The sequence below is a fragment of the Desulfosporosinus fructosivorans genome, assembly GCF_004766045.1.
In the GTDB taxonomy this organism is placed as follows: Bacteria; Bacillota; Desulfitobacteriia; order Desulfitobacteriales; family Desulfitobacteriaceae; genus Desulfosporosinus; species Desulfosporosinus fructosivorans.
Window position 1 is genome coordinate 149,429 of record NZ_SPQQ01000005.1, and the last position, 23,216, is coordinate 172,644.

Below are 23,216 nucleotides of genomic sequence, written 5' to 3' on the forward strand. Positions count from 1 at the left end.
TATTACTAACTATTTATTCAGGATTTCCTTCAGCAATTAATGGAACAAATATTTTAAAAGAAGTTTTAAATGTAAGGTAAAGATAATAATATCTAATAATTTATGAGCAAAATGATTATGAATAAATGCCTTGTGTTAAGTATTTTGTTTTGACGCAAGGTATTTTATTGTTCTGTGTACAAAATAAAACGAATCAAATTTGTTGACATAGTCCACAATCGGCTTTATATTATATATAGTGGACATAATCCACTATATATCAAACGAAGCGAATAACAGGAGGAAAAATAGATTGTCAACATCAGCGGATATTGTTTCAGATATCAGAGAATTTAACCGCTTTTACACAAATATTTTGGGATTGTTGGACCAACACATTTTGGATTCTGGCTATTCTTTGACAGAAGCACGGGTTTTATTTGAAATAAGTAAAACAAAGCGTTGTTTCGCAAACACATTGGTAAATCAACTGGGGATTGACCGCAGTTATATGAGTAGAATGATACTCAAATTTGAGCGAAATGGACTCATTACCAAAACCGTTTCAGAAACAGATACTCGCGTGAGTTATATTCAGCTTACCGACAAAGGGTGGCAAGACTTTAACGATTTGAACGAGAAATCGAATGAACAGATTAAGAAACTGATTGAACCTCTTAGTGATGAAGCTTGCATTCAAGTTCATAATGCTATGAACACCATTAAAAGAAATCTGTTTATTACTGCGGATTCAATATCTATTCGTCCTTTTACCGCAAATGATATTGATTATGTTATCTCCCGTCATAAAGCTTTGTACCGGTTAGAGCGTAATCTATCATCAGCTGCTTTTAGCAATTATATTGATGAAGGTTTTCGTGATTTCGTCCAAAATTTCGATAAGGAAAAAGATTGCATGTTTATTCTTGAATATAATGAGAATCCAGCAGGAAGTGTTGCAATTAGACATGCAAATGAAAAAACTGCACAGTTAAGATATTTCTTTCTTGAGCCAGAAATGCGAGGTTGGGGTGCAGGACATAAATTGATTGATATGGCTTTGGAATTTTGTCGAGAAAAAGAATATCGACATGTTTTCCTTTGGACGATAAGTGCTCAAAAGGTAGCAAGACATTTATATAAGAGCAAAGGGTTTGAAATAACACAAACCCACGAAAACAATGAATGGGGAGAAGTTGTTTTGGAAGAACGCTGGGATTTGGATTTATAAAGGAAATGCAAAATACTCACCCATACTTTTAAAATAAGGGGAGCAACAAATGGAAGCAAAACTTAAAATAATTTTTTCTATGTCAGTTTTCGGAACTATTGCGATTTTCGTCAAAAACATTCCGCTTTCCGCTGGAGAAATTGCACTTTTCAGGGCGATTATAGCATCTGTGGCAATTATCATATTTAAGCTTGCAATCGGAAAGAAAATTTTGTTCTCAGATATAAAAAAAGACCTTCCTATACTTTTTGTTTCAGGGGCGGCAATGGGCTTTAATTGGATTTTGCTATTTCAAGCATATAACTATACAACAGTTTCACTAGCCACATTAAGCTATTATTTCGCACCTGTAATTGTAATGGCAACATGCCCGATTTTGTTTAGAGAAAAGATGACCATCAAACAAATGGTATGCTTTGTTATGGCAACAATAGGACTCATTATGGTAATTGGTATTAACGGAATGGAAGAATCCAGTAACAATCTTATTGGTATAGGCTTTGGTCTTGGTGCAGCAGTACTTTACGCAACTGTTGTGATACTTAATAAGTTTATTAAAAATGTTGCTGGCATTGACAGAACGCTTATACAATTTTTTGCGGCAATTATTGTGCTAACGCCTTATGTACTCACAACAACAGGAATACATATCACCAGTGTAAAGAATATTGGAATAATAAATCTACTGATACTTGGTACTGTTCACACTGGAATATCTTATGTTCTGTATTTTTCATCTCTTAAGGATTTAAAAGGTCAAGAGGCAGCGATTTTAAGCTACATTGACCCACTTATCGCTATAATTGTTTCGGTAACGATTTTGGGTGAATCAATAAACCTTTTGCAGATTACAGGTGGAGTGATGATTTTAGGTTTTACGCTCTTAAATGAAATTAATATTAAATCAAGAAGGCTTTGTGATAGTGTTAACGACAAAAATCTGCGGTAAGCTATTATTCTCTGAATGAAGTAAATGAAATAGAAGAAGAGATGGACATGTAGCGAATTCATGAAGTATTAACAACTTCAAATTAGTCTAATTCGGGCAATCTTAAATGAAAACGGCTCTACAACTATATCTAAGTTTCAAATTGACAATTCTAATTTCATGTAATAATATAAGTTACATGAAAAGAAATAAACGCTTATCCGTCGCCCTGCACGTGCTATTACACATGGCCGAGCGACCTTACGCCGCGATGACCTCAGAGGAGATGGCCGCTTGCGCCGGCACTAATGCAGTAGTGATCCGCCGCACATTCGCCGGTTTGCGCGAGGCGCAAATCGTCTCGTCTTTGAAGGGACACGGCGGCGGTTGGCGACTGGTCCGGCCCCTTTCCGAAATTACATTAGAGGAGGTGCAACGCGCTCTCGACGAGCGGGTAGTCGCCGCACCCTCGCCGCACGATGAAAGCCCAGGCTGCCTCATCGAAAAGGCGATTCACCTTGCTCTAGATGACGCCGTTGCAGAGGCAAATCGTGTTCTAGATCGACGCCTTGCGACTATTAGCTTGGCCGACATCGCCGCCGATGTTTATCGACTCGATAGGGCGGTCTCGTCAACGCCTGAAGACCACAAATATTAAAAGTTCGAGATTGCTATCCCCGTGAAACCTGGAGCATTAAAGCATAAAGGAGAAGAGATATGACTGAATTCTGGGAATCAAGTTTTATAGAAAAACAAACGATGTGGGGATTTGAACCTTCAGGCTCCGCAATCTTGACAAAGGACTTTTTCCTAGAAAAGAAAGTTAAGGACATATTGATACCAGGTATTGGATACGGCAGAAATGCAAAGGTTTTTATTGACAACGGAATTAATGTAACAGGTATTGAGATTTCAAAAACAGCGATTGATTTGGCACGACAAAACGGTCTTGATATTAGTATCTATCATGGTTCAGTATCTGACATGCCTTTTGATGACAACCTTTATGAGGGTATATTTTGCCATGCACTCATTCACTTATTGAATAATCGTGAGAGAAAGAAATTTATTAAAGATTGCTATAGTCAGTTAAAACCAAACGGATATATGATTTTTACAACTGTCTCAAAAAAGGCTCCGATGTTTGGAAAGGGTAATCAATTGAGTAAAGACCGATTCGAGAGAATCAAAGGCGCAAAAATTTTCTTTTATGATTCCGATTCAGTAAAACGAGAATTCGGAAAATATGGATTGATAGAATTTGCAGAAGTTGATGAGCCAATTAAGAAAATGGAAAATAAACCTCAAATGAAATATATAATTGTAAAATGTAAAAAGAACGATATAGATAGTTGAATAAATAGTATTCAACTAACGAATTGAAGTGCAGTGCAGCTAAATCTCTTATGCACTTTATAGCAGGTTGAGTGAGAAAATATTTCGTTTTCACACAACCTGCTATAAATTTGGGACATGAACAAAATTTAGGCTAGAACTCTAAAAGTTCTGACTTAACTATGTTGAAATGGAAGGGATGTACATGTAGGATGTAGAATTTTACATCTAAACTAAACCAACGGAGAGGTAGTATTTATGCGAAATAAACTTAAAATTATGGTCCTATTATTGAGTGTGGGAATGATGTGCATAAGTCTTAGTGCTTGCACTCAAACAAATAAGTTTGAGCCTGTAGCTGGGACAGAACTTCCCAAATATTCTAATAACGAAACCTGGAATACTGACACCAGTACAATCGGAGATGGAGGTCAAGCTACTATTCAGAAAGCTGAGTATGCGCCGTCTCGATCAAGTACCCCAACTCCAATTGTAAAGTCAATTGGAAAGGTTATTGTCATTGATCCTGGTCATGCGAATAGATCAAATCTCGAATTAGAAGCCAATGCTCCTGGTTCTTCTGTAATGAAGATTAAGGACGGAGGTGGAGCTGTCGGAATTGATACAAAGACACCAGAGTATTTAATTAATATGAACGTTTCCTTACAGCTAAGAGATTTACTTCAAAAAAAAGGATATACAATCGTAATGACTAAGACCGATAACTCAGTGAGCCTTGGAAATATACAACGAGCTGAAATTGGAAATAAAGAGAAGGCAGCACTTGTTTTAAGAATTCATGCAGATTCCTCAGAAAATACTACAGCATCTGGAGCTTCTATGTTAGTTCCCTTACCAGTAAATGACGAAACTAAAGCAATAATTGATGAAAGTAATCGGTGTGGTCGTATAATACTAAATTCACTCACTAGCGAAGTAGGTATGAAAAACAGAGGACTTGCTCCACATAACGACATGACAGGCTTTAATTGGTCAAAAGTACCAGTGATACTCGTAGAAATGGGATTCCTATCAAACCCAGATGAAGATAGGGCGTTAAGTGATGCAAATTATCAGGCAAAACTGGCCAAAGCACTTGCGGACGGTATTGCCGAGGCGCTGAAATGAAAGTGTCTTTTACCTCCATTAGCAAACATATATTGTTCGATTATGGATTCATGCATAGGCTAAGTGAGATAAAAAGTGACTTAAAACAGTTCGTTGATTGGTTCGAGGCACCAGAACACCAGGAAGAGGAAACTATTTTTTGTATTGAAGACGTGTCTACGCCGACATTAACTTGGTACCGTGAAGTTGTGCAAAGGATTACAGAATTAAAAACGGCCACGATTAACAGACAGGTTAAAACCCTCTAAGGTTTTTTGAGTGGGCTTTGCATAAAATGACGTATCAATTAGTTCCAAACTTTATGTTGCCGGTCACGATGGGAAGCGCTACTTTACAAGACAAATTAAATTGGGTCCCATAATAGATATTATGTAAAGTAGATTTAATACCGTAGGGGAGTACTACTATAATAGCCCAATAGATTGTCTAAGCAAGATCAATTTATTATGTACGTGTTTTTCTTTGCATCGCACACCTGGTGCAATTCAAAATATGTGCTGAGCTTTTTTACTCAGTCATTTCAGGTATGGTTTTTCATGTGGATAGATTGGATAGATTAATTGAAATTTTAGAGTCAGTTCACTCGTAATCGATCCTAAAACCACCCTCTAGGAGCCTCTGTAATGCTTTAACGATATGAGCCTAGTATTATTCCACCTATATAACTAAGAGAACCATGGCCATAGGGCTTAAACATCTCACTAAGGGCAAATCTAACGAATTAGAAAATTCCCTGACATTACAATAGAAATGTTGACCAATTTAGAAGAAATGTTGACCAATTTAGACGATGAAGATTCGACACGTTGAAATGAAGATTTATCCTTTTAGCCAAGAGCCACTTTTGTCAGTTTCCAACTATGCGCTAAAACACTCTTTAGTGCATAGTATCATTTGTTAAATTACTATATATAATAGCGATATCATCTTTGCTTTACTTCTTGCTCCTTCTTGCTCCTTCTTGCTCCTTGCTATATTCATTCTATTCCTCAATTTTTAATACAATACCATCTTGGGGACTCAAGGTATTTCCTCCAGAAGTTTCTTGCTTCGAATGTCCACAGCAACCCATTTTACATCGCTCCTTTTTATAATTAGATATGCTTAATATTTTGCCCCAATTGAGGCAGTGCTTAACCATCAAAGATCTAGTGATTACTGTCTTAGAAATTCATCATGTTACTTCCCGTCTTCAATGTCCCACTACCATTCATCATTATACTTTCAGAACTGGTAACACCACTTCCGTTGGTCATCATGTTTCCTCCAGATTGACTCATGAATTCGTTCATTTTATTTATCCAGATTATCTTGTCCCATTAAGGCTTTAACATTCGGATCTGAATTCATAAATTCTTGCATTGCCTTAACATCCCCTGTTTGCATAGCATCCTGCATCCCCTGTGAATTATGAAGATTTTGCATATCGTTCGAATTCATAAGCTCTTGGTGTTGCTCCGGTGAAAACGTTTGCATCATGAAGCCTTGCATCTGACCAACCCACCCGTTACGTGGTTGCTCGGTCGTTCCAGCCATAGCAGGTAAAGCTACAAGCCCAATTACCAGTGTTGCAGTTCCTAGAATTGCTGTAATTTTTTTGTTAAATTTCCACATTGTATATTCCTCCTAATTTTTTCTATGTTCTACCGCTTTTGCGGATCTTCCATGTCCTTAGTTTAACCCAAGGTTACGATTATCTCATGAAAAAGTTGTGAATTTCTCATGAACAAAGGACCCTGATTTTACTTCAGGGTCCTTTGTTTCAGAAGACGTTTGAAATTTATTTTGCAGCTAAGGCTTCCTTAACCAAGGGTTGTAACGCTGGATCTTTAAGCATAGCTGAGAATGTCGCTTTCATTTTAGGATCGGACATGATTTGTACCATAGGCTTATACATGGATGGATCAGACATAATGCCCACCATGTTAGCCTGATTTTCCCCACTCCCCATGATACCCATCATATTTTTTTGTACATTACTATCTTTCATCATATCAACATATCAACCATCACAGGCATCATTTGGGACGACCCCATGATTTTTACCATGGACTGGCGCGAATCCGGCGAACTTAATACATTCATCATTTCTGTGGGATTGCTCGTCATATATTGGGTCATGTTGCTAGAGTTCATCATATCTTTGGATTGACCACTGCAACCGGCTAGACTTAACGTTGCAATAGAAATCAGAGCTACAAACACAATCGATTTGATTTTCTTATTCATAATTTCATCTCCTACTCTTTAAATCAGTGTTAATAATAATTTCTGTTTGCAAGTGAACTCGTTCAACTAAATTCAAACATCGAGTCTTTGGTGGAGGTACTACTCCTACTTGTAGAAGTGGAAGTCTTACAATTAGATGAATCGAGCAAACACAACCGTAGGACAAGGACTATAATATTATTACAAACCACGAAATGAGCGGCTACCAGAGGACAAGGAATACAAAAATGTCCCAAGGTTAAATATTACAAAATTAACTCGTTTTCTACAAGCAGGCACCTCCTATAATTATGGGATAGAATTATTTCTTAACTCCAACAACGCGATTAAGGAAACTTACTTTAAGATGGACTATCCAGGGGTAGTTTCCTTATCTGTGTCAGAAAATTTCATACTCTTCTTATATGAATACCTTTCCTTCTAAAAGACTACATATTAGCAGGAAATGGTACGATTCTTCCCGCTTTGTTTTGCTTTTAAAAGCGCTTTATCTGAAGCAACAATAAGGTCATTAATCACTAGACCATCGTCAGGATAACTCGAAACGCCCAAAGAAACAGTTATCTGCGGATATGCTTGATGATCAAGTTGACTTATTGCCGACCTTATTTTCTCGGCCATTCTTAAGGCGTTCTTTTTATCACAATCCATTAAAACTAGAGTTATTTCTTCTCCACCATATCTATAAACACGGTCGCTCGCGCGGACACAGGCTTGAATGGTCTCTCCGACCTTTCTGAGTACATTATCCCCAATATCATGGCCAAAGCGGTTGTTAAAATCCCTAAAGTTGTCAATATCGAGAAATATAAGGGAATAGTAACCACGACCGTCAACATCTTTAATTGCCTGATCAAATGCCCTTCGGTTTAGAAGTCCCGTTAAGCTATCTGTCATTAGGTTAGACTTCAACTGTTGATTTAAGTGTTTTAGTTTCTTATTCCTTTTATAATAAAGAACAGCCACGATAAAATTCACTACTCCAAACAAAACTCCCAATAAGATACAATGCAAAAGAGTGATATTGGACTGTGACATAGGTATGAAATACAAGAGTACCGCTGCATAAATTATCCCCGTCAATATCATAGCTATTAGCAACCATAATTTACTCATTAGACAAACTCCCTCTTCTTAAGTGATCGCCAAAATTTTCTTTTCACAATCTAAAAAAGCTTCTACCACATCAGGATCAAAATGCTGATTTTTATCCGCTACGATTCTATTCATCGCTTTTAGATGGGAGAGTTCTTCCTTATAAGATCTCTTAGATCGAATTGCATCATACGCATCACAGAGGGCGAAAATCCTTGCCTCTAGAGGAATCTCCTCACCCACAAGCCCCTCGGGGTATCCTTTTTCGTTAAATTTCTCGTGATGAAATGCGCATATATTCATCCCAATTTCGAGAAATGACTCCGTTAAATGGTATTTTTGCGATCGTCTCTCTGAGTACATTTTGACCAGTAAGTACGTGTTGTTTCATTTCATCAAACTCTACATCCGTCAATTTTCCATTTTTTAATAAGACTGCGTCGGGTATTGCTACTTTTCCAATATCGTGCAACGTGGTAGCGTAGTAGGGAAAAGCCTCATTATTTTGTAATCCTTTCAGATTATTACACCAATGGTTTTTATAACATAGTATAACAGCTAATGCAGTTAAGTTGTGAAAATGATATTAATTTGTCAAATAAAGTGTTGAAGTTGATATCACAATCCCCTAGTAAATGATTAATCATACTACACAACTATGAATTTCCTGTGAACGCAAACAGAACTTAATTTTAAAACCATCAAAAGAAATTTCCATAAACGATTTAGCTAAGTATTTAAAGCAGTTAAGGATTATTTTAAACTCTAATACCTATCAATTTTTAACGATTTGAATGAGAATGCAGCATTGTCTGGGAAGCCAATATCTATTATAGGAATGTAATACCAAGGCCTTTATAGTCAAAAGTCTTTTCAAAAAACCAATAAAAGTTGACTAAAGTTTGTAACCTTAGTCAACTTTTATTCATTAAACTTCTTATTGTTCCCTTACCGAAATTGCAATCTTATAGAGGATTGTAAGGAGCAGGATCCCAATCGCATATACACCCAGTGTCACGGATATCTCGGTGTAGGTTATTACATACTCAGTGACTCTCTCAAAGGAATTTGGAATAAATCCGCCAATCACCAGACCCATTCCTTTGTCAATCCAATTAGCTACAATAATCGCTATAAGGGCGAAGGGCAATATCTTAGCGTTCTTTCGCGTACTCGGAAAAAGCAGCAATCCACTTCCTACAAAGGCAAGAATGGTGGCTGTCCACATAAACGGAACCAGTCTTGTCTGTACGTCGAACCCGACGAAAAGATACTTTAGGGGAGCCATGGCTTCAGGTATATTACTATAAAAAGCTGTAAAAAACTCCAGAACGTAGAAGAAAATATTAGCGACCATAGCATAGGTAACAATCTTGACTAGAGATTGTATTGCCCCAACGCCCGGGTCTGGATCAAATTTACTAATCTTTCTGACCAGTAAACACAAAAGAATCAGAATCGCAGGACCCGCTGCAAAAGCAGATGCCAGAAATCTCGCTGCCATTATTGCAGATAACCAGAGATGCCTTCCCGGTAGACCAGCGTATAGAAACGCTGTCACCGTATGAATACTGACTGCCCAAGGGATGGAAAGGTAAATGATCGGTTTTAACCATGCCGGTGTTGGGGTTCCTTTACTCTCAGCGCCAAGTGTCGTCCAGCCAATAACGATGTTGAGCACGAGATATCCGAATAAGACCAACATATCCCAAAACATTATGGATTGTGGGCTCGGATAACGTATCACATTAAAGATTCGCAAGGATTGACCCAAATCGACAATAATAAAGAGCATACTCATGATTACCGAGGGGATTGCTAAAAATTCACCGAGGATGACCATCTTACCAAATTTCTTAAAGTCATGCAGATAGTAGGGTAAAACAAGCATAACAGCAGAAGCAGCGACACCCACGAGGAACGTAAACTGAGCGATGTACAAACCCCACGATACATCCCTACTCATACCCGTTAATCCCAGGCCATAGCTGTATTGATTAATGTAAGAGTAGAAGCCTACCGCAATGACAGCAAGTAAGAATAAAACCCATGTCCAGTATCGTCGACTACCTGTCAAAGCTCTTTCAAGCAAGATCCTCACCCCCTACCAGGTAGTAGCCGCTCTTTCTTAAAAACCGCCTTCTGATTATTCTCATTTCGTGGTGTCCTTTTGCCAAATATGGCAAGTCCAACAGTTCGGATTTACAGCTGTATGAGTATGGCATGAAACACAGAATTGCTCAGACTCTTTTGAGGCCGGATCAAAATGACAGTTTACGCAGGTTTGAAGATTATTTTCGAATGACTTTCCTTGACTATTTGTATATACCGTTTTGCCATTGCGCACGGCTTCCTCTCTCCATTGGCTCAGAAGTTTCATATGATTGGCCCTCATCCATTCCACAGGCTCGACACATTCCTTAACCGCTAGTTTCTGTATAGCGGGAGTATTAAGATTTATTACAGGTCCTGTGTTGGATTTCCCCATATTATAGAAAAACGGTATGCTCAGTAAAGCAACGAAGACAACAAGCGCCGCTATTATTTTTCCTCCCTTGTACATTATCCATCACCCTTCTTTTGCGTTGTTAGGATCACCCGCATAGTCTTTAGTCAATGCCCTCTCTTTATACGCCTTTCAGGAACCTGCTGCCACAATTCTAATATGCCATTGTTTCCTACATATTATCTCTAAATATTTTAGTGCTTATGTGGATTATGTGTCTAGGTACAATCGCCCTACAAAGCAAAGTCTGGAGACTATTCATCATCTAGCTTACTAAAGAGATAAAAGTGACTGTGGAAATAGAGCCTCGGCCACTTTTATTTTATCAAGGTGAACTAACTTGGCTCGATGATTAAAGCTAAGTGCATCGATTATTCCAAATTAGACCCGTTTGCTTAATCCATTATTCACAAGAAATTCATAAGTTTTTCATAGTAAGTCCATAAAGATATGATAGCTTGATCAAGTGGGTGACGACTTGTAAGAAAGAAAGGAGATGCCACATGAAAAAACTCATTAGCTTAGTGATTCTAGGTACACTTCTTATACTTGCACCAGCCCAAACAGTTCAGGCTGCTATCGGAGATACTTTGTTAAAGGTAGGAACAACCGGTTCAGAGGTTGTTCAAGTTCAAACCAAACTTAACTATTTAGGATATAACGCTGGTAAAGTCGATGGCATCTTTGGATCAAATACTCAAGGAGCTGTAAAAGCGTTCCAATCTGCTCAATCCTTAAGCTCAGACGGCGTCGTTGGTCCAATTACGGGTAATCGGCTTAACACTCTATATGCTACCAAAGTTAGTCAAAAAAGTAATACCCAATCCCGCCAAGAGAAAGCAAATTCTATTATCTCAACTGGTAAAAAGTATATCGGTATACCCTATTTATGGGGTGGGACATTTCCTGGGACAGGTTTTGACTGTTCGGGTTATGTTCAATATGTCTTTGCCCAAAATGGAATTTCTTTACCAAGGGTTTCCCGTGATCAATACAAAGTTGGAACGTCCGTAGACTTCAATAACCTCCAGCCGGGAGACCTAGTCTTCTTTTCCTTTGCTAAAAATGGGATTATCGATCACGATGGTATTTATGTAGGAAACGGTCAGTTCATCAACTCGTCCAGCTCCAAAGGTGTTACCATTTATGATCTTGGCCCCTATTGGAAATCTGTTTATGTTGGTGCAAAACGTGTACTCTAATCCGTTCCCAGCAAATTTAACTTATTTTTAATACTTGGGGAGATCCTAAACTATAAGAGCTCAGACCTTAAAAGATCGGTCTGAGCCTTTCTTTATAATTATAATCTGCCTGCCAGGGACCACTTTAGTTGTGATGGCACCGATTTGGATGCCTAATAACGATCCAGGTAGCAAAAATGGAAACTAAGCCGAAGAATAACCATACTCCAATCGTAGTGATTAACCCGCCGTCGCCACCACTACTTTTGGTAGTTCTAAAATAATCGCTAAGAGAAAGATAATTTGGAAAATATCAGTACCTACAGCCGTTGCAGTTTGTCTTAGGCTAGTCCAAAGCTGTTTAAAGTTATGGACACTAAGCTTTGGTATTAAGTAGATTGTTTATGTTTTACGCAAAGATAACTGGGTCAATTTCGTAACAGTGAATTTTCGAAATCCCTTCATACCTTGTGGCCAATCAGCTAAAACGTGCCAAAGGACAGTTTCTCCTTTATGCGTCACTGCCCTTTAGTTGCTTCAATTTCCTTTTACTTTGCATCAATAGTTTTAATAATGGGTCCCTGCCAGTTTTCAAGCCAAACCTGGCCTGTGTATCCATTAATATTAAGTTCTGCGTAATCCTTGCCGTCTTTTTGAACCATGAACTCATAATACCCAGGCGCTAGTTCCGGTTTTCCGATTGAATATCCTTGACCCATTTTAGTTACAAACTCTTGAGCGGTATTCGCAGCCTGTTCTTCACTAACCGTAACCGCCCCAGTGTTTCCCCAATTCATAGGTCCGTACTTGGTGTTCCACATAATATTCGGACCCATTTCAGTTATGATCTGTCCGCCCTTCTTGTAAACCACCACTTCATAGGCTTTAGCACCTGTCGCTCCCTCTTTGAGCTCTACTTCAAATCCATTTGCAAATTCATGAAGCTCGCCCACGACAACACCCTGGTTAGTTTTTTGAGTATAAGCCTTCGTAATGGCTACTACTTGATCCGATGTGGTGACTTCACCGTTTGTAAGATCAATACCTAAGCTTTTTGCATCATAGCCACCGCCCATCATGCCATAGCCTCCACCGATTCCAGCAGCACCCTGGCCACCCATCATACCGTAACCTCCACCGGTTCCAGCAGCACCCTGGCCACCCATCATACCGTAACCTCCACCGATCCCATCAGCACCTTGACCACCCATCATACCGTAGCCTGCTCTGTAGCCATTGGACTCCGGAGTAGTAACTGTATTCGATTCATTGGTCGGAGAAGACGGTGTTTTAGAATTTACTTCGTTGCTTCCCAAGGTATCATCGACAGTTCCTTGATTTTGAGTTGTAGCAACAGTTGCTACACCCAGTGTTTGTCCGACGGATTGGGCTACCACTGACCCAGAGTTTAGGGCGAAAGCCGTACCCGAAAGCGCCATCACGCCTGCAATTGAGAGTCCAACAATCCATTTTTTCTTATTCATCATTTTTCCTCCTTAATTTTACCCAAGAATATTTTCACAACAACTCTGACTTCATGTCTCAAAGTATATCGAATCAATTCGAATATGCTGTGAATGAGTTATGAATTTGTTATGAATTTTACGCTCGGGTTCAATAAAAGCATGAAAAGGCATGGAGGAAGTCATGACGAAGGGACCCTGATTGATATTCAGAATCCCTCTGTCCATTCACGCATTAACAGTTTCGGTTATTCTTAATTAAAGAAACGATGTGGCTTAGTTCATTAGGTAGGAGAGAATGAGGCTTGGTTACAAAACATCCTCAGCATACATGTCATTACAACACGATCACCCTCTACCAAGATTAACGCCTGATCCACTTGATTCTGGGCAAGATATCTTTGAGCGTCGGAAAAGATCTTTCGTGCATCAATGATATTTTTGTATTTTCCTACAATGCCGTTTGACTTCTTCCCCTTCAAGATGAGCATCGATCATCGTCCTTTCGCAGGCTACCTTTCGAATTACTTCTTTTGTTCAAAGGATATGGGATCTTTAGTCCCCCGCTGATCCTGTTGATCCTTTTTACCCTGTTGATGTCCTCCGCAGCACCCACCCGCACCTCGTCGATGCATAACGAACATCAGTCCGAAGATAATAAAATACCATCCATATTGGTTTAAGAACTCTAACATAACGATTCATCCTCCTTCAATTTCATATAATCATCGTATTTAATTTTTCGCAGTCATTCTTGGCAAAGTCAGAACAGCTGCAGAAATAAGGGCTATAACAATCATCCCCATACTACTCCACTGTGCTGAAGTCCAGTTGAATAGATAACGTGCGCCATCCCCTCGTAAAAATTCTAATCCGAACCGTCCCAGTGAATAGAGCACAATATAGCTGACAAAGAGGATACCCTTCGGCAGTTTGAGCCAACGCGGAAGGATTAAGATCAGAGCAAAAACAATCATGTCCCATTGCCCTTCCCATACCTCTGCTGGCCATAAAGGTTGGCTGCCATATGCATCATAAGCCGGAGTGCCCGGGGGATAAACTAGGCCAAACCCTTGGTTCGTCGGGCTACCGAAAGCATCCCCATTAAGAAAGCAAGCAATTCTTCCCAGCCCTTGCCCCAAGATAATCCCAGGGGCGGCAATATCAGCCATTTTCCAAAAATCAAGCTTATACTTACGAGTATAGATCCATCCCACAATGAAAGCCCCAACCAAGCCTCCTTGAATAGCCATGCCTCCGTGCCATATCATGAAGCTTTCGACGAGATGGAGGGAATAGTACTCCCACTCGTAGAAAAGGACTTGCCAAAGACGGGCTCCAATAATAGCTCCGATTACTGCATAGAGAAGCAAGTCGATAAGATGCTGACGGTATTCCTTTTCAGAAGAGGCTAAATAATAGGCTACCCCCAAACCGATTAATAGTGAAATGGCAACCACTACTCCATAAGATCCAAGAGAAAATCCCCCAACAGTGAATAAAGTTTGTAGCAAATCTTGTTCCTCCTCTAAAAACAGTTTTTTACCTTCAGGTAAGCTTAACTAACATTACCCTATCAATGGATAATTCCAATGGCTCGTTTTATCTCGTTTTTATTACCTAAAAGGTTAAATCTCATAAATAACCCCATCACTTGAGCAGCCACACTCTTTATCCCATGACCTTCTTTTTCAACACCGGAATGACAATCGGCATAAAGACAATCATACTCAGGATGAAAACCCAAACCACGCCGCCAATTCGGGCCACAGCGGTATAGGTAGTTCCATTCACCCAAGTGATGACCAGAAATATAAGGGTTATCGCCAGCGAAAGTGCCGTATAAACCACGAAAGACTGCCTGGCCGCTTTTGCTTCTAACTCGTTCATAGTAAAACCTCCTCCTTAGCGTGCTGTTTGTGGTTGGGGTACCGAAAGCGCACTGGTTTTTAACTGGGCCTTCCGGAACGAGGGTTGGTAGCGTTTTAAGAATAGTGTGTTCATCGTTACCGATATCGAACTCATGGCCATAAAGAAGGAGGCTAGTTCCGGGCTAACTAAAAACCCTGTGAATGGATACAGGATACCGGCAGCCAAGGGAATCCCTGTGATATTGTAAACGAAAGCCCATACCAGATTCTGTTTGATCTTGCGCATGGTAGCCCGCCCGATTTCAATGGCTCCTACCACATCGCGGATATCGCTCTTGATCAGGATTATGTCGCCTGTTTCTTTGGCGACGTCTGTACCGGAACCGATTGCGATTCCCACGTCAGCCTGAGCTAAAGCTGGGGCATCGTTGATCCCATCCCCAACCATGGCTACTTTCAGACCTTTCTCCTGAAGCTTGATTACTTCGGCAGCCTTATCCTGGGGCAGCACTTCGGCAAGCACTGTCGTGATTCCCACTTGCCGGGCGATGGCTTCTGCCGTCCGACGGTTATCCCCGGTTATCATCGCGACTTGCACACCCATTTGCTGCAAGCGTTCCACGGCTTCTTTAGCATTTTCCTTCAGGATGTCCGCCACTGCGATGATCCCAGCAGCCTTACCGTCAACAGCGATCAGCATAGCAGTCTTGCCTTCTCCCTCAAACTGCTCCATTTTTTCATTCAAGTTTCCGATATCAATCTTCTGCAGCTTCATCAAACGACGGTTTCCCATCAGGATTGTCTGTCCTTGATAAGTTGCTCGCACACCATGTCCCGGTATCGCTTCAAAATCATCTGTATCTCCAACAGACAATCCTTTCTCCTTGGCCCCGCGTACGATCGCTTCACCTAGAGGGTGCTCAGATGGTTTTTCCGTGATCGCTGCCAGCCTTAACACATCATCCTGGGCAAAGCCCTCTGTCGTATAGACGTCAGTCACAGCAGGTTCCCCTTTGGTCAGAGTCCCGGTCTTATCGAAAATAACCGCATTAAGCTTGCTGCTGGATTCTACTGCATCGGCTCCTTTGAATAAAATACCGTTCTCCGCCCCCTTACCCGTACCGGCCATTATTGCGCTGGGGGTAGCCAAACCGAGAGCGCAGGGACAAGAAATGATTAAGGTCGTCACTGACAAGAGAAGGGCGAAACCAAAGACACCGACTTCCGCTAAGCTATACGGCGAGAAAACAAACTGGCTTGTCGGTAAGAAGTAAGCATCGTAACCAATAAAGAACCAGAAGAAGAAGACTATCAACGCGAGGACATGTACCCCGGCGATGAAATGACCGGCCACAAAATCCGCTAATTTTTGGATGGGGGCCTTGGTAGCTTGGGCGTCTTCCACCATTTTGATGATTTGGGCCAGAGCGGTTTCGCCACCAACTCTGGTTGCCTTGAATTTAAAAGAACCCGTCTTATTAATGGTAGCACCAGTGACCTGTGAGCCTGCGCGCTTTTCCACCGGCATGCTTTCCCCGGTGATCATCGCTTCATCAACCACTGAATAACCGTCTGTAACTTCGCCGTCGACAGGGATGCTTTCCCCGGGCCGCACAAACACAATATCCCCGATCTCCACCTCATCGACGGCAATCTCTACTTCTTCACCGTTGCGGATCACCCGCGCTGTTTTGGCCTGCAAGCTCATCAGATTGCGGATCGCCTCCGAAGTTTTACCCCGGGTGAGGGCTTCCAAATAGCGCCCTAGAACGATGAACGCAGTCAGCAAAGCAGCTGACTCGAAAAAAGCCGCTCCCCGCCCGCCAAAACCAGCATCGGGCCAAAAGGTATTGATGGTGGCAATTAGATAAGAGGCCCCGATCCCAGTCGCGTAGAGTAAGTTCATATCGGTGGCGCCACGTTTTAGTCCGTTCCAACTGTGTTTAAAAAACTGCCAACCAGGAATAAAGGCGATCGGTGTGGTCATGGCCCAAAGAACATAAACATTGCCCAGAAACTCTGGCACAAAATAAGGGAAAATCCACATATCCCGGAACATGCCAATCATCACCAAACTGGCTAAGGGCCAGGCAATCCACATGTTACGAGTTTGGAACCGGAGTTCCTTTTGCCGCGCCTCTTTCTCCCGATCTATCGCTTCCTGGCCTGTTACCTTCTCACTAGCTTCATAACCCATAGCTTGGATTTCCTTTTTGATCCGGGTTTTATCCACGGCTCCGGGGTAAAACTTTACCTTGGCCGACTCCGCCGGTAAATTAACGACAACAGAGGTGACTCCCGGCATTCCCTTGATAGCCTTTTCAACTTTAGCGACACAAGCCGCACAACTCATACCGCGCACCGTGAGCAAGACTTCCTCCTCCGGCACCTCGTACCCGATGTCTTGAATCATCTTCACCATCTGGGGGACTCCGATTTGATCACTCTCATAAGTCACAGCCGCCTTACCCGAAAGCAAATTCACATGCACTTCTTGCACACCGGTCATGGTTTTTAGAGTTTTTTCCACTTTAGCCACACACGCGACACAAGTCATACCCTGTACCGGCAAACTTACCTGTGCCAATTGTTCGCTTCTTGTTGTTTCTCTCATAACGTTTCCCTCCAACTAGCATTCTGTTTCAGATTCCCTTTTGCTGTCTATTATTGACCGATGATTATCTCATCATGCGAAACACCGTTTTTAGTACTTCGTCTACTACCTCAGTGTCACCAGTTTCTAACCGTTCCCTCACGCACGATTTCATGTGTTTTTCCAAAAGCAACTTCGATACCCCGTCGAGTGCAGCCTGGGCTGAGGATATCTGATTTAAAACGTCATCACAATAATCTCGTCGCTCAATCATTCCTTTAATGCCCCGGATTTGACCCTCGATCCGGTTCATCCGGACGATGAGTTGCTGGATCGTCTTTTCGTCATGATGACTCCTGATATGACCGTTTTTTTCCGTCTTATCTTGGCAACAAGAAATCTCTTTAACCAGTCCGTTCATTGACTCACCACCATTTCATAAAATAGTATAGGGGGCTACCCTATATTTTTGAGTTTAAAAAAAGCAACCACAATGGGTATACTCCTAAAATTGATCCTGTACTTAGTGTGACTCAATGATACGATAAACTTATGAATAACTTGTGAATTTCTTATTAGAAAAGTTGTAATTCTATTAAAGGGCTGTAACTCCCAGCGGAGACACGACCCTTTTTCCAATTACCCAGTATTATTGACAAACTTATAATCTTTCAAAACACATTAATGCCCGTGAATATCTTTCTCTTGCTCTAGTTGTTGCTGAGACGGTGGAAAAACGTCAGAGATCGCTTGTGGCAAGGCTGTCATCACCATGACAATCGAGATAATGGAAGATATAAGATAGACCCATGCAGCAGGACGGTCATAACTCCATTTACGTTTAGCAACCCGAATAAACCATGCTGAAAATACTAGGGAAACTAATAAAAATATAATCTTTACTGGCGGAGATAGCGATAATAGACTTGAGCTTAGAGTAGTTAGACCCAATGCGATTAAAAGAGTATGAACCCAGTGGTGGGAAGAAGCAACAATTGCAAAAAGAACTGAACCTATGGCTTTAATGATACCTTTATCCTTTTTTCTGTCCTGGACCGCTTCGCACTCATTCATATGTGTTCCTCCTTAGTATGTTAAGATTTGTTAGCTTGGAGACGGTACACAGAGTTAATATTTTTCCCTTTGTAACTCTATGCATGAATCCTTCTAGGGTTTTATAGTAACTATTGAATATGACTAAGTCATGAATCACCTATGAAAAACTGATGAATAAAGAAAATTTGCAGACATTCGTTAGTATGGATACGGAGGACACTGAAGTCGCATTATCTGCAGATATACCCCTAAAAAGTTTGGGTACTTAAATGTAAGGAGAACAGACTGCCTTTATAGCTGCCTGTTCTCGTCTTACATGGGATACTTAAGATTTAGTTTATAGCTTATTTTGTGCAAAGAGGAAAATTTGTTATTTTGGTTGGGAAAAGCTTATTCCGTTGGGGGTTTTGCCGACTTTTACAGTTGTACTTACCTTGTTAGTGTTATTGTCAATTATACTAACGGTGTCCTCATACATGTTAGTAACAAAAATATATTTATTGTCCTTACTTACTACAAGCCCGTGAGCGCCTTTGCCAGTCTCTATGGTAGCAACAACTTGGCGAGTAGCTAAATCAATTTTGCTAACAGAATTTGAGGGTTTCTCTTCAGTACCTTGGTTAGCTATAAAAATGTATTTATCGTTGATTGCAAATAAACCTGAGCTGGTCCTATTCCTACAGCTGGCGAGTACGTCGATATTGCCTTTACCATGACTAATCCAGGAACGTGGATGCTGCACTGCCATATACTTGACCATGAGGATGGCGGTATGATGACAAGTATAGTGGCAAGATAAGTATATTTAGCACGATAAGTTTGCTAAGCTCGTAACAAAAATAGCGCAAAGGGTCAGCTTACATATAACGCTGGCCCTTATTCACGTTTAACTTTGAATAAAATTTATAGCTGAATTTGAGTTTTACTTCTTCTTGTCTCAATTGAAGGCAACATCTAAGCAACGCAAATCCAATTACAGGTCTTAGTAATTCATCATATTACTTCCGGCCTTTGCTGTCCCACTTCCGTTCATCATCGAACTTCCTGAACTGTTAGCACCTATACCATTGGTCATCTGGTCATCATATTTCCTTCAGAATTATTCATAAATTCGTTCATTTTATCAAGGTTTTCTTGCCCCATTTGGGCTTTAATATTTGGATCTAAATTCATGAGATCTTGCATCGCCTTAACATCCCCCCTGTTCATGGCGTCCTGCATCCCCTGAGAATTATGAAGGTTTTGCATTTCGTTCGAATTCATAAGCTCTTGGTGTTCCCCCGAGGAAAACGTTTGCTGCATAAAGCCTTGCATCTGACTAACCCACCCGTTCCCTTGTTGCTGGGTCGTTCCAGCAATTACTGGTAAAGCAATCAGCCCTACTGCCAATGTTGCGGTTCCGACGATTGCCGTGATTTTTTTACTGAATTTCCTCATTATATATTCCCCCAAATTCAATCTTTGATTTACGCTTTGCGGATCTTCCATGAGATAAGTGTAACCCTTGGATACACTTATCTCATGAAAAAGTTGTGAATTTCTTATGAAGAAGGGGATGTAACGAAACTAACTGTTTCGTTACATCCCCTCAAGGACAGCCATTTTCGTCATGTTATGCACTATACTGAGTACCTTCTAGGTAGGTAGTGACTATTTCGCTCCATTAGTTACTCGGGGAGAAAAGTTGCGCAGTCAGTCATTTCAGTGTTCGTTGCATTTGGGGATTGAACTTCGATTTTATCTGCATAGCAATGATCCCCTGAGCCATAATAATGGCATGTGTTTACGACACATTTGATCCCACCGTTAGGTTGAGACATTTTTTTAGCATGTCCAGTCATATTTAGAACTCCTCCTTTGTTTTAAATTCAATAGTATTATGCTCTACAGAAATGGATTATATGAATAATAATCTCATAACTTATGCCATTAATTAGTTATAATTCATGTTAAAACGGCTAAGGTTAAAATCTTCAGCCGCTTTTTATTGTCTTCTGTTCATTTACCCTCTAGATCCTTTTTTCGGCTCTGATACTCTGTCGAATCTATTTCACCACGCGCATATCGTTCACGCAAGATATCCATTCCACTATACTTACTTTGCCCTCCGGTATGATTGTGCGAAACAGTATGTCGAAATATATAGATTCCCAGCAAAATAATCCCAATCCAGAAGATCAGTTGCATTCCAAATCCCGCCATCCCCATCATCCCATAGCCGCCACTTCCATAACCCCCATATCCCCAACCACCCATCATATAAATAAATTCCTCCTTCAATTAATTTTATTAAACTCCAACATATTATCTCTAAATACATTGTCAATTATGTAGGATGCGTTCTCTTTTAAAAAACCATGGTCACTTGTTATGTTCATAAGTTATTCACAACTTATTCATGAGTTTTTCATTTTAATCCGTTATAGTTCATATATAACTTGTCCCAAGAAAAAGATGGAGGTAAATAATAATGAAAAAGATTTTCACAATAATTACAACTGGATTTATGATTATGGCTTTCTCCAACACTGCTTTTGCATCTACAGCAGTATCCCAAATGGCTACAAATAAGGGTGGTCAAGCTGTAGCACAATGTGCTCAACTAATGGATAAAGGCGTATCTGAATGTGCTCAAATGTCGATTTGCAATCAATAAACATTTAATAATGATTTGATTCAAATAAACCCAATACCACTTAAGGTCCATTGGCGTAAAATCCTATCATTAGCCTTAATCAGTTCGTTAGAACGTAATTAGGCATTGAGGCAGCCCTTGGGTCTTTTCTTTTAAGTCACTTTCACAATGTTAAATTTTTGATATTTCTCCTTGATGGCGTTTACGATTATTTAATCGTCTCAAGAAGACTTCTTTGAATTTTCATGCTTGAAGTAGATATGGACACAAGTATGGAACTATTAATTAACCGTGATGCTAAAGTTCTTAAAGCAATTGATGTAACTCAAAGGTCCGGAGATTCACCAGCGAATCAACAACTTCAAGGGGTTCAGAAGGGTCAGGAGAACATCAAATGATGCGTTAAAGTACGGATGACTTTGATAAAAACAAGTTAAGAATAACCTCTTTGGTGTGTTACAAAATTCCATCCCCTTTCTCGCCTTCAATCCTTACAAGAATTTGATTAAGGAGACATACGATTGATTGGTATGCAGTCTATATTAGATCGCCAAATCTCATTAATTTTTTTCTGTTCTTCCAGTGCATGCTCGAGCAAACGTCCATAACAAGACTGTTGCAACTCGAATTTTAGCCAGACTTGCGAATCTGTATTTGTATAATATCTCTCACTATTGGACCTAATCTCTATAAATCTCTTAGACATAATCATAATGAAAAATTTAAATATATAGTCCATAAACCGAGCTTGATGTTCATCAAGCTCGGTTTAACTTTTACTACAAGGTATAATCTCCCTAATACTTCTAATAGGGCACAGTATAAGAATGGGTAGATGTTCTATGTGGTATAATTTTCAGTGTGGCGCATTCGCAGGAATATCTGCACTAAAGACTATTTGTAATTTGCTAATGGGAGAGAATGATATGAAATATTCAGATGAGAATATGGGAAATCAGATATCTGATAAGGGTCGCAGCAATCTTCGAGCTGACTGTGAAAAATGTTTCGGTTTGTGCTGTGTCTCACTGTACTTTTCAGCTTCAGAAGGCTTTCCAATCGACAAAGACGCAGGGCAGCCTTGCCTCAACCTGCAATTAGACTTTCGCTGTTGTGTTCACAAAAATCTCAGCGAGAATAACCTTAAAGGTTGCCTTGGATTTGACTGCTTTGGCGCAGGGCAAAAGGTTGCCCAAATCAGCTTCGGTGGACACGACTGGCGGAAAGCCCCAGAATATTCAAAGCAGATGTTCGAGGTGTTCTTAATCATGAGGCAACTCCATGAGTTACTCTGGTATCTGACAGAAGCGCTGACGTTAAAACCAGCCCGTCCTATTCATGGTGCACTCAGCTCTATGCTCGATGAGACGGAGCGCCTCACTCACCTTAGTCCCAACTATCTCACGGAACTGGACGTGGCAGTACACCGAGCAGATGTGAATATTCTGCTCCTAAAGACTAGTGAACTTGTGCGAACCGAAGTTCGTCGCGGGCAGAAAGCTCATTCTGGGCGTCAGAAGACCTTCAGTCGAGGAGCCGACCTCATTGCTGTCGACCTAAGAAGAATTGACCTCATAGGAGCCAACTTGAGAGGAGCCTACCTTATTGCTGCTAACCTTAGAGGAACCGACCTGAGTGGGACTGATTTAATAGGGGCTGATTTCCGAGATGCTGACATCAGAGGAGCCGACCTTACCAAGAGTATCTTTCTCACCCAAGCCCAACTCAACGTAGCAAAGGGAGATACAAGTACAAAGTTACCCTCATCCCTCACTCGCCCAACGCACTGGATAAGTCCTGCAAAATAAAGCGAGTGACGAAGTCTTACCGAATAAGAGAAAACATTGCTAACTGTTGGCAACTTGATTTTGTGATATAAAGAAACAAGTAAATATAAAGCGAATAAGCTTAATACACTAATGTGGTTAAGCGCATTAGTATATTAAGCGTTGTATTGCCTATAATGCCAACCTCCAATTCAGCCTA

The 23,216-nt window shown here is 40.5% G+C and carries 32 protein-coding genes; 11 read left to right on the forward strand and 21 right to left on the reverse strand.

The window, feature by feature from the left end:
- Nucleotides 1-292: 292 nt before the first annotated feature.
- The 6 genes from E4K67_RS15245 (at nt 293) to E4K67_RS15270 (ending at nt 4,849) form a co-directional block, all read left to right on the forward strand.
- Entirely contained in the window at nt 293-1,210 is a 918-nt protein-coding gene (locus tag E4K67_RS15245) for a bifunctional helix-turn-helix transcriptional regulator/GNAT family N-acetyltransferase (protein ID WP_135548185.1), read from the forward strand.
- Between the two features lie 49 nt (nt 1,211-1,259).
- Nucleotides 1,260-2,159, forward strand: a complete 900-nt coding sequence (locus tag E4K67_RS15250) for a DMT family transporter (protein ID WP_135548187.1) — start codon at nt 1,260-1,262, stop codon at nt 2,157-2,159.
- A 178-nt stretch (nt 2,160-2,337) separates the two neighbouring features.
- A complete protein-coding gene (locus E4K67_RS15255) occupies nt 2,338-2,796 on the forward strand; it encodes an RrF2 family transcriptional regulator (RefSeq protein ID WP_135548594.1) in 459 nt (152 codons plus the stop codon).
- A 59-nt stretch (nt 2,797-2,855) separates the two neighbouring features.
- Complete coding sequence (locus E4K67_RS15260) at nt 2,856-3,494, forward strand: class I SAM-dependent methyltransferase (protein ID WP_135548189.1); 639 nt, start codon at nt 2,856-2,858, stop codon at nt 3,492-3,494.
- 237 nt (nt 3,495-3,731) lie between these two features.
- Nucleotides 3,732-4,601, forward strand: a complete 870-nt coding sequence (locus E4K67_RS15265; protein ID WP_135548191.1) for an N-acetylmuramoyl-L-alanine amidase family protein — start codon at nt 3,732-3,734, stop codon at nt 4,599-4,601.
- Nucleotides 4,598-4,849, forward strand: a complete 252-nt coding sequence (locus E4K67_RS15270) for a hypothetical protein (protein ID WP_206752205.1) — start codon at nt 4,598-4,600, stop codon at nt 4,847-4,849. Before E4K67_RS15265 ends, E4K67_RS15270 begins: the two co-directional genes overlap by 4 nt.
- A 915-nt stretch (nt 4,850-5,764) precedes the next feature.
- Here E4K67_RS15270 and E4K67_RS31325 read toward each other — a convergent pair.
- The 9 genes from E4K67_RS31325 to dsrJ form a co-directional block, all read right to left on the reverse strand.
- On the reverse strand, nt 5,765-5,893 hold the full coding sequence (locus tag E4K67_RS31325; protein ID WP_338031876.1) for a hypothetical protein: 129 nt from the start codon (nt 5,891-5,893) through the stop codon (nt 5,765-5,767).
- Nucleotide 5,894: 1 nt separating this feature from the next.
- Nucleotides 5,895-6,215 carry a hypothetical protein gene (locus tag E4K67_RS15275; RefSeq protein WP_338031877.1) on the reverse strand — a complete coding sequence of 107 codons (321 nt, stop codon included), beginning with the start codon at nt 6,213-6,215 and terminating at the stop codon, nt 5,895-5,897.
- Between the two features lie 166 nt (nt 6,216-6,381).
- Nucleotides 6,382-6,594 (reverse strand): hypothetical protein, encoded by a 213-nt coding sequence (locus tag E4K67_RS15280; RefSeq protein WP_135548193.1) that lies wholly within the window; start codon nt 6,592-6,594, stop codon nt 6,382-6,384.
- Nucleotides 6,591-6,830, reverse strand: a complete 240-nt coding sequence (locus tag E4K67_RS15285) for a hypothetical protein (RefSeq protein WP_135548195.1) — start codon at nt 6,828-6,830, stop codon at nt 6,591-6,593. Before E4K67_RS15285 ends, E4K67_RS15280 begins: the two co-directional genes overlap by 4 nt.
- Before the next feature lie 435 nt (nt 6,831-7,265).
- Entirely contained in the window at nt 7,266-7,946 is a 681-nt protein-coding gene (locus tag E4K67_RS15290; protein WP_135548197.1) for a GGDEF domain-containing protein, read from the reverse strand.
- 18 nt (nt 7,947-7,964) lie between these two features.
- Nucleotides 7,965-8,288, reverse strand: coding sequence for an HD-GYP domain-containing protein (locus tag E4K67_RS31330; protein ID WP_338031878.1), 324 nt, complete (start codon nt 8,286-8,288; stop codon nt 7,965-7,967).
- Complete coding sequence (locus tag E4K67_RS31335; protein WP_338031879.1) at nt 8,194-8,397, reverse strand: hypothetical protein; 204 nt, start codon at nt 8,395-8,397, stop codon at nt 8,194-8,196. The genes E4K67_RS31330 and E4K67_RS31335 overlap by 95 nt, the downstream gene beginning before the upstream one ends.
- 465 nt (nt 8,398-8,862) lie before the next feature.
- The gene (gene dsrP, locus E4K67_RS15300; RefSeq protein ID WP_135548199.1) at nt 8,863-10,017 is read right to left on the reverse strand and encodes a sulfate reduction electron transfer complex DsrMKJOP subunit DsrP; all 1,155 of its coding nucleotides are present in this window, start codon (nt 10,015-10,017) and stop codon (nt 8,863-8,865) included.
- Nucleotides 10,018-10,077: 60 nt separating this feature from the next.
- Nucleotides 10,078-10,488, reverse strand: coding sequence for a sulfate reduction electron transfer complex DsrMKJOP subunit DsrJ (gene dsrJ, locus E4K67_RS15305; protein WP_135548201.1), 411 nt, complete (start codon nt 10,486-10,488; stop codon nt 10,078-10,080).
- Between the two features lie 446 nt (nt 10,489-10,934).
- Here dsrJ and E4K67_RS15310 point away from each other — a divergent pair, with 446 nt between their 5' ends.
- Nucleotides 10,935-11,633 carry a C40 family peptidase gene (locus tag E4K67_RS15310; protein WP_135548203.1) on the forward strand — a complete coding sequence of 233 codons (699 nt, stop codon included), beginning with the start codon at nt 10,935-10,937 and terminating at the stop codon, nt 11,631-11,633.
- Between the two features lie 527 nt (nt 11,634-12,160).
- On the opposite strand, the gene E4K67_RS15315 is transcribed toward E4K67_RS15310, so the two are convergent.
- From E4K67_RS15315 to E4K67_RS15355, 9 genes are all read right to left on the reverse strand, one after another.
- Nucleotides 12,161-13,099: a peptidase gene (locus tag E4K67_RS15315; RefSeq protein ID WP_243454486.1), complete on the reverse strand. Its 939-nt coding sequence runs from the start codon at nt 13,097-13,099 to the stop codon at nt 12,161-12,163.
- A gap of 260 nt (nt 13,100-13,359) precedes the next feature.
- Complete coding sequence (locus tag E4K67_RS15320; RefSeq protein ID WP_135548205.1) at nt 13,360-13,566, reverse strand: hypothetical protein; 207 nt, start codon at nt 13,564-13,566, stop codon at nt 13,360-13,362.
- Between the two features lie 33 nt (nt 13,567-13,599).
- Nucleotides 13,600-13,770 (reverse strand): DUF2933 domain-containing protein, encoded by a 171-nt coding sequence (locus E4K67_RS15325; protein WP_135548207.1) that lies wholly within the window; start codon nt 13,768-13,770, stop codon nt 13,600-13,602.
- Nucleotides 13,771-13,809: 39 nt separating this feature from the next.
- A complete protein-coding gene (gene lgt, locus E4K67_RS15330) occupies nt 13,810-14,589 on the reverse strand; it encodes a prolipoprotein diacylglyceryl transferase (protein WP_135548209.1) in 780 nt (259 codons plus the stop codon).
- A gap of 157 nt (nt 14,590-14,746) precedes the next feature.
- Nucleotides 14,747-14,965 carry a hypothetical protein gene (locus E4K67_RS15335; RefSeq protein WP_135548211.1) on the reverse strand — a complete coding sequence of 73 codons (219 nt, stop codon included), beginning with the start codon at nt 14,963-14,965 and terminating at the stop codon, nt 14,747-14,749.
- Nucleotides 14,966-14,980: 15 nt separating this feature from the next.
- The gene (locus tag E4K67_RS15340; protein WP_135548213.1) at nt 14,981-17,560 is read right to left on the reverse strand and encodes a heavy metal translocating P-type ATPase; all 2,580 of its coding nucleotides are present in this window, start codon (nt 17,558-17,560) and stop codon (nt 14,981-14,983) included.
- 64 nt (nt 17,561-17,624) lie between these two features.
- Nucleotides 17,625-17,960 (reverse strand): metal-sensitive transcriptional regulator, encoded by a 336-nt coding sequence (locus E4K67_RS15345; protein ID WP_135548215.1) that lies wholly within the window; start codon nt 17,958-17,960, stop codon nt 17,625-17,627.
- Between the two features lie 260 nt (nt 17,961-18,220).
- Nucleotides 18,221-18,613 (reverse strand): hypothetical protein, encoded by a 393-nt coding sequence (locus E4K67_RS15350; RefSeq protein ID WP_135548217.1) that lies wholly within the window; start codon nt 18,611-18,613, stop codon nt 18,221-18,223.
- A gap of 352 nt (nt 18,614-18,965) precedes the next feature.
- The gene (locus E4K67_RS15355; protein ID WP_243454487.1) at nt 18,966-19,343 is read right to left on the reverse strand and encodes a YncE family protein; all 378 of its coding nucleotides are present in this window, start codon (nt 19,341-19,343) and stop codon (nt 18,966-18,968) included.
- Here E4K67_RS15355 and E4K67_RS31555 point away from each other — a divergent pair.
- Nucleotides 19,329-19,394, forward strand: coding sequence for a multicopper oxidase domain-containing protein (locus E4K67_RS31555; protein WP_420841552.1), 66 nt, complete (start codon nt 19,329-19,331; stop codon nt 19,392-19,394). The genes E4K67_RS15355 and E4K67_RS31555 overlap by 15 nt on opposite strands.
- A 272-nt stretch (nt 19,395-19,666) precedes the next feature.
- Here the strand turns inward: E4K67_RS31555 and E4K67_RS15365 are convergent, their stop codons facing one another.
- The 3 genes from E4K67_RS15365 to E4K67_RS15375 all read right to left on the reverse strand — a co-directional run bounded on the left by E4K67_RS15365 (nt 19,667) and on the right by E4K67_RS15375 (nt 20,851).
- Entirely contained in the window at nt 19,667-20,032 is a 366-nt protein-coding gene (locus E4K67_RS15365) for a hypothetical protein (protein WP_243454488.1), read from the reverse strand.
- A 230-nt stretch (nt 20,033-20,262) separates the two neighbouring features.
- On the reverse strand, nt 20,263-20,436 hold the full coding sequence (locus tag E4K67_RS15370; RefSeq protein ID WP_135548219.1) for a DUF1540 domain-containing protein: 174 nt from the start codon (nt 20,434-20,436) through the stop codon (nt 20,263-20,265).
- A gap of 157 nt (nt 20,437-20,593) precedes the next feature.
- Nucleotides 20,594-20,851, reverse strand: a complete 258-nt coding sequence (locus E4K67_RS15375; RefSeq protein WP_135548600.1) for an SHOCT domain-containing protein — start codon at nt 20,849-20,851, stop codon at nt 20,594-20,596.
- Between the two features lie 214 nt (nt 20,852-21,065).
- On the opposite strand from E4K67_RS15375, the gene E4K67_RS15380 reads away from it, so the two are divergent.
- The 3 genes from E4K67_RS15380 to E4K67_RS15385 all read left to right on the forward strand — a co-directional run bounded on the left by E4K67_RS15380 (nt 21,066) and on the right by E4K67_RS15385 (nt 23,038).
- Nucleotides 21,066-21,251 carry a hypothetical protein gene (locus E4K67_RS15380; RefSeq protein ID WP_135548221.1) on the forward strand — a complete coding sequence of 62 codons (186 nt, stop codon included), beginning with the start codon at nt 21,066-21,068 and terminating at the stop codon, nt 21,249-21,251.
- A 251-nt stretch (nt 21,252-21,502) separates the two neighbouring features.
- Nucleotides 21,503-21,628 carry a hypothetical protein gene (locus E4K67_RS31120; RefSeq protein WP_274594880.1) on the forward strand — a complete coding sequence of 42 codons (126 nt, stop codon included), beginning with the start codon at nt 21,503-21,505 and terminating at the stop codon, nt 21,626-21,628.
- A gap of 528 nt (nt 21,629-22,156) precedes the next feature.
- On the forward strand, nt 22,157-23,038 hold the full coding sequence (locus tag E4K67_RS15385) for a pentapeptide repeat-containing protein (RefSeq protein ID WP_135548223.1): 882 nt from the start codon (nt 22,157-22,159) through the stop codon (nt 23,036-23,038).
- The last annotated feature ends 178 nt before the right edge of the window (nt 23,039-23,216 follow it).